Genomic DNA, 6,010 nt, shown 5'->3' on the forward strand with positions numbered 1-6,010 from the left:
GGGGCAGCTCACCTCGAAGTCGTCCCGCAGGCTTTGGTGCGAGGCCAGGAAGATCTCCCGCAGCCGTCCGGTCTCGCCGCCTTCCAGCGCCCGCGCCGCCTCGATGACGCGGGCGTTCTCGGCGACGACATGTCGCGCCCGTCGGCGGAGCCGCGGAGGAAGGGGGTCCAGCAGGGGGAGATCGTCCGGCATCAGGTCGCGGAGGCTGGTGACCATCGGCCGCCGCTGCTGCAGCAGCCGCACCGCCTCCCGGCACTCCTGTCGCCGCTCGCCGTACGGCGATGCCTGCAGCGCGCGACGGACGCCGGTGTCGCATACGGCAAGCACGACGCCGGCCGGGAGCGGGATGTGATGAGTCTCCAGCGAGCGGCAGTCCAGGAATAACGCGTGGTCGCGCCGGCAGAGACTGACGGCGAACTGGTCCATGATCCCGCACGGGACGCCGACGAATTCTCCTTCGACCCGGTGGCACAGCAGCGCCCGTTCCCGCGGAGGCAGAGTCACCCCGGCGATGCGCTCCAGGGTCAGCGCGACGGCGACCTCGAAGGCCGCGGAGGAGCTGAGCCCCGAGCCGATGGGCAGGTCTCCGGCGACGACGGCGTCGAGGCCGCGGAGGACGATACCTCGCAGGACCAGGTAGACCGCGACGCCCTGCGCGTATCGCGCCCACCGCGGGAGGGAGGCCTCCCCGGGCGCGTCGGCGGAGAACTCGGCGACGGCGTCGAAGGCCGCCGCGTACAGCCGGATGCGCGGGCTGCCGCCGGCATCGGCGGCCACGACCAGCGACCGCTCGATGGCCGCGGGGAGGACCAGCCCGGCGTTGTAGTCGGTGTGCTCACCGATCAGGTTGACGCGACCGGGGGCGGTGACGAGGAGGGACGGCCTCCGGCCGAACCGTTCCCGAAAGAGGTCTGCGGGCGACATCCCGCCTGGGAGGTTCGGCCGCCGGCACAAGGAGGCCTTCCCGCCCGCGCAGAAGGGTGCCACCGGACAGGTTTCCCGCAGGTTCGAAAGGAGGTGGGATCTCCGCGCCTCATGACGATCCCGGCGATGGAGTGACAGCCAAAGGGAGGGGCAAAGCGATGAGCGATCGGAGGCGGTGGATCAGCGCCGTGCTGGCCGGCGTCACGGCGGCGGCAGTCCTCGTCCTGATGACCGGGAGTGGACTGCAGGCCGGCGCGGCCAGGAAGCTCGAGATCTTCAGCTGGTGGACGGCGGGCGGCGAGGCGGACGGCCTCAACGCCATGTTCGAGATCTACAAGAAACGCTTCCCCGGCGTGGAGATCATCAACGCCACCGTGGCCGGCGGGGCGGGGACGAACGCCAAAGCGGTGCTCAAGACCCGGATGCAGGGCGGCGATCCCCCGGACAGTTTCCAGGTGCACGGCGGCGAGGAGCTGACCGCCACCTGGGTGGTCACGGGGTTCATGGAATCCCTGGCCTCGCTCTACAAGAGCGAAGGCTGGGAGCGGGTCTTCCCCAAGGACCTGATCACCATCGTCAGCTACAAGGGCGAACCCTACTCGGTGCCGGTGAACGTCCACCGCGGCAACGTCCTCTGGTACAACAAGAAAATCTTCGACGAGAACAACCTGAAGGCGCCGGCCACCTGGGAGGAGTTCTTCAAGGTCGCCGAGGCGCTGAAGGCGAAGGGCATCACTCCTTTGGCCCTGGGGGACAAGAACAAGTGGGAGGCGGCCCACCTCTTCGAAGACGTCCTGGTGGCCACGCTGGGCGCCGGCGGCTACCGCGGCCTGTGGACCGGGCAGACCTCCTGGACCGGGGACGGCGTGAGGCGGGCCTTTGACACCTACGCGCGCATCCTGGGCTACGTCAACAGCGATCACGCCGCCGGCACCTGGGATTCGGCCACCCAGATGCTCATCGACCGCAAGGCGGCGATGACGGTGATGGGCGACTGGGCCGCCGGCTACTTCACCAGCAAGGGCTGGAAGGCCAACGTGGACTACGGCTTCGCCCCGGCCCCCGGCACGCGCGGGGTCTTTGTCGTGGTCACGGACACCTTCGGCCTGCCCAAGAAGGCGCCCCACCGCACCGAGGCCATCAACTGGCTGCGGGTGGCGGGCAGCAAGGAGGGGCAGGAGGCCTTCAACCCGCTGAAGGGCTCGATCTGCGCCCGCACCGACTGCGACCTGAACAAGTTCGACGCCTACCTGAAGTCTTCGGCGGCGGACTTCAAGGCCAACGCCTTGGTGCCCAGCGAGGTGCACGGCTCCGCCGCGCCGGAGGGGTTTGCCGTGGTGTTCAACGACGTCATCAACCTCTTCACCACCAACAAGAACGCCGGGGCGGCCCAGACCGCGCTGGCCAAAGCCTGCCGCGACAACAAGATGTGCAAGTAGTGCCCGCGGGGGAGGTGCGTTCTGCGCCTCCCCCCTCCCGGGCCTGGCCGGGGCGCCTGCCCGACGGGCTCACCGCGGAGGGTTGATCCGCCAGCCGGTATTGAAGTGGGTGAAGCGGGCCGTCATGAAGTGCGCCGGCGCGCTCATCAGCAACCTGTGCAGCCGGGAGGTGCGCAGCCCCATCCACCCCGCGAAGGCGGCGCTTCCTCCCGGCGTCTCCCACAGGAGGACGACGCAGGGTTCCTCGTCGCAGGGCATCTCCCGGCCGCGGAGGACGGTCTGCGCCGTGAGGTAGGCGCGCAAATAATCGTCGACCCGGAACGGGGTGGGCAGGGTGCGCGTCTCCCAGGCGCCCCCTTTCACCCGCAGGTACTGCTGCCGGCCGATGATGACGCCCTCGGTGCCCTCGGCCGTCCGATAGCGCAGGCGGTTCGGGTGGACCACGTCAAACCAGCTGACCGTCACGTTCCCCGCGCCGTCGGTGATCTGCTGGGTCTCTCTCCAGGAGCCCAGCTGGAACATCGTCGAGGCCATCCGTCCCAGCAGCGCGGAGCCGTCCGGACCTGCGGGGCGACGCACCCCATCTTCAAGGTGTAGCGGAAAACTTGTGGAAGCGTCGAGGCGGCCGCGCCGGCGGACGATCACCTCGACCTCCCACCAGCCCGGAAGGCCGAGACCCGGGTCTTCGGCCAGGAAGAGTCCTCCGCCCTGGTCCTCCAGGCTCAGGAGGGTGGGGTCGAGGGCTTCGTCGAGCTTCGTCAGGCGCAGGAGGATGCGGACGTCGTTGCCGAACAGGCGTCTGTCCCGCTCCACGGCCGTCGCCTCGAAGCGGTTCCACCCCGGCCGCGCGGGGCTGACGGCCAGGTCCACCCGCACTTCCTCCGCCAGCCCCGCCAGGCGGAGCGTCGGCTGCGGCGCCGGCGGGGTCCACGTCGTGGCCGCCGGAGGGGTGACGGTCAGCACGGCCACGATCGCCACGATGACCGCGGCGGCGCCGATTTCGCCCCCGACCATCCGGGCAAACCGGCGAAGCAGCGACGGCGCCGGTTCGCCCCGTTCCAGGCGGGGACGCAGCAGGTAGCGGTTGCCCGCGCCCAGCGCGACCAGCACGGCGACCACCGCCAGTTTGGCGGCCAGCAACCGGCCGTAGGGCGTGCCCGGAAATGCCCGGAGGGCGGGGATGTGCAGGATGGAGCCGTACACCCCGGTGACGGCAACCGCCGCCAGTCCCGCAGCGGCAAGACCCGACATCCGTGGAACGAGAGCCCGCGCTGCGGTCGCGCGCTCGGGAGGGGGGAAGGCTCCCAGCACCAGGAGCAGCGCCAGCAGGCCTCCGACCCAGCTCGCCGCGGCAACCAGGTGCAGCCAGTCCGCGATCACGGCGAGGGGCCCGGCGCCGGCGGCGTGCGAGGCGATGGTGAAGCCGGCGAGGAGGAATCCGCCGGCCAGCGGCAGGACCCACCGGTCGCGCGGCGACGAGGCCTTCAGGATGTTGACGGCCACCAGCGGGACCATCAGGGCCGCGACCCCGTACACGACCGTGGTCAGGAGGATGGGCGCCAGCATGATGCCGCTGATCGCGGCGGGGCCGCCGAAGGCGGTGACGATCCCGCCGACGATGAGCATCCAGAGCAGGGCGGCAACCCGCAGAGCGCGCCCCCGGGGGGAGGAGGGGAGGAGAAAGATCGCCGCCATGGCGATCCTGACCAGCGCACTCCACCCCAGTCTGGTGGCGCCGAGCAGGTTCCACGCCGCGCCTCCCGCCAGCGCCTGCGTCCAGGAGACGCCGAGCAGGCCGCCGGCCTGGAACAGGAAATCCAGCGCGGCGGCCAGCATCACGGCGACCGCCGCGGGCGGCCTGGTCGCCTCGAGTACCGCCGCGGCGCGCGCGAGGTGCTCCGGGGAGAGCGCGGCGGAGGCCGGCTTCAGCACCACGGCCCGGAACACGGCGCCGCCCACGAGGACCGCCGCCGCGGCGAAGGCCAGCCAGCGGACCGCGATGTGAGCTGGACGGGCCGGCTCGAAACTCCGCCCCGCCGATCCGCCCGGGACCGGTCGTCCCACGCCGAAGAAGAAGAACCCGCTGGACGGGTGGCCGTCGTAGGTGGACAGCACCCGCCAGCGCACGGTGTAGACGCCGTCGGGGAGCGCATCCACGGCGGCGGTGAGGATGCGGCCGTCGGATGACACCGTGATCCGCGCCGTCAGCACCGTGCCGGCGGCGTCGGTGATCTGCACGCGGCTGAAGGCGGGATCCACCGGCTCGGTGAACCGCAGCACCACCCGCTGCAGCGATCGCGCCGCCGTGGCGCTGGCCGATGGAATCGAACGCTCCAGGATGGCGTGGGCAGCGGCGGGAGCGGCGCACCCCAGCACGAAGCTGGCGAGGACCAGCAGCGGGGCCGTCGCCCGCACCCACCATCGGCGCGGCGCGGCGCGCAGCTCCGGAGCGGCTTTGTCCGTCATCTCCCGGCCGCGACGGTGAAGGTGTAGGAGCCCTGCGCCACGTCCAGGTCGGGCGAGGAGACGGCCTTCCACCGGACCGTGTAGGTGCCCGGCCCGATGGGTCTGAGCCTGGCGATCATGGAGCGGCGGGCCAGATCGTCGAGATCCACACCGCCTTTCCCGTCATCCACGCGCCGGCCGCGCCTGTCCACGACGCGCAGCGTGCTGCGCCGCACATCCAGCTCTTCGTTCGGGCTCAAGGCAAACTCCAGGCGCACGACCCGGGGGGCGGCGGCCACCGTGCTCCCCGGGGCCGGGTCGGCCCGCCACAATTTGGCATGCGCGGCGGCGCCTCCGGGCCAGACCATGGCGCTCAGCATCACCACCAGTGCGATGAGCAGCATCCTCTGCACAACCATGCCTGCGTCCTCCCCCGACGGTCTCCGTCGACCACAGGATGAACTCTACCACGGATCTGTCATGACCGACCGCTCCGCGCGTCCGCGGGGTTCCTTCCGCCCGCCCCCCCGGGCACGGCAGGAGATACGCCGCGGCCCCGGCAATTTCGCTTAGGATGGCTCTCGTCGTGTCGCCGCCGCACCGAATGCGGCTCCGCCTCCGCCGCGACTACGCCCTCTCCGCCCTCATCGTGGCGCCCTCTGTGCTGGCCGTGGGGGTGTTCGTCTACGGCTTCATCGGCTGGACCCTCTACGTGGCGATGAGCGGATGGAACTCCTTCCTGCCCGACCTCTCCTTCGTGGGGCTGCGCAACTTCATCGAGCTGTTCCAGACCCTGCGCTTCCAGATCGATCTGCGCAACACATTGGTCTTCACCGCCGCCTTTCTGCTGGGCTGCCTGGGACTGGGACTGCTCCTGGCCGTCCTCCTCGATCAGCGCGTGCGGGGGGAGGGTTTCTTCCGCAACGTCTATCTCTTTCCCATGTCCATCTCCTTCATCGTCAGCGGCACGGCCTGGCAGTGGCTGCTCAACCCTTCGACGGGGGTCAACCTGCTGCTGGAGATGGCGGGGCTGGGTCGCCTGCGGTCGCCCTGGTTCACCGATCCGAAGATCGCCATCTACTCGGTGGTGCTGGCCGCGGTGTGGCAGATGTCGGGATTCACCATGGCCATGTACCTGGCCGGGCTGCGCGGGATCTCCGACGAACTGCGCGAGGCGGCCCGGGTGGACGGCGCCTCCGAGT

At 70.7% G+C, this 6,010-nt stretch carries 5 protein-coding genes; 2 read left to right on the forward strand and 3 right to left on the reverse strand.

Going from position 1 to position 6,010, the window contains the following annotated elements:
* Positions 1-924: galactokinase (gene galK / locus QN141_14215; GenBank protein ID MDR7559631.1), on the reverse strand; the 924-nt coding region annotated here is incomplete at its 3' end.
* Between the two features lie 158 nt (positions 925-1,082).
* Between galK and QN141_14220 the strand changes: the two genes are divergently transcribed.
* Entirely contained in the window at positions 1,083-2,363 is a 1,281-nt protein-coding gene (locus QN141_14220; protein MDR7559632.1) for an ABC transporter substrate-binding protein, read from the forward strand.
* A 69-nt stretch (positions 2,364-2,432) separates the two neighbouring features.
* On the opposite strand, the gene QN141_14225 is transcribed toward QN141_14220, so the two are convergent.
* Together QN141_14225 and QN141_14230 are read right to left on the reverse strand one after the other, a co-directional pair.
* Complete coding sequence (locus QN141_14225) at positions 2,433-4,829, reverse strand: CopD family protein (protein ID MDR7559633.1); 2,397 nt, start codon at positions 4,827-4,829, stop codon at positions 2,433-2,435.
* The gene (locus QN141_14230) at positions 4,826-5,227 is read right to left on the reverse strand and encodes a copper resistance protein CopC (GenBank protein ID MDR7559634.1); all 402 of its coding nucleotides are present in this window, start codon (positions 5,225-5,227) and stop codon (positions 4,826-4,828) included. The genes QN141_14225 and QN141_14230 overlap by 4 nt, the downstream gene beginning before the upstream one ends.
* Positions 5,228-5,412: 185 nt before the next feature.
* On the opposite strand from QN141_14230, the gene QN141_14235 reads away from it, so the two are divergent.
* The coding region (locus QN141_14235) for a sugar ABC transporter permease (GenBank protein ID MDR7559635.1) at positions 5,413-6,010 on the forward strand (598 nt) is incomplete at its 3' end.

This window comes from Armatimonadota bacterium (genome assembly GCA_031459765.1).
Lineage (GTDB): Bacteria > Sysuimicrobiota > Sysuimicrobiia > Sysuimicrobiales > Kaftiobacteriaceae > Kaftiobacterium > Kaftiobacterium secundum.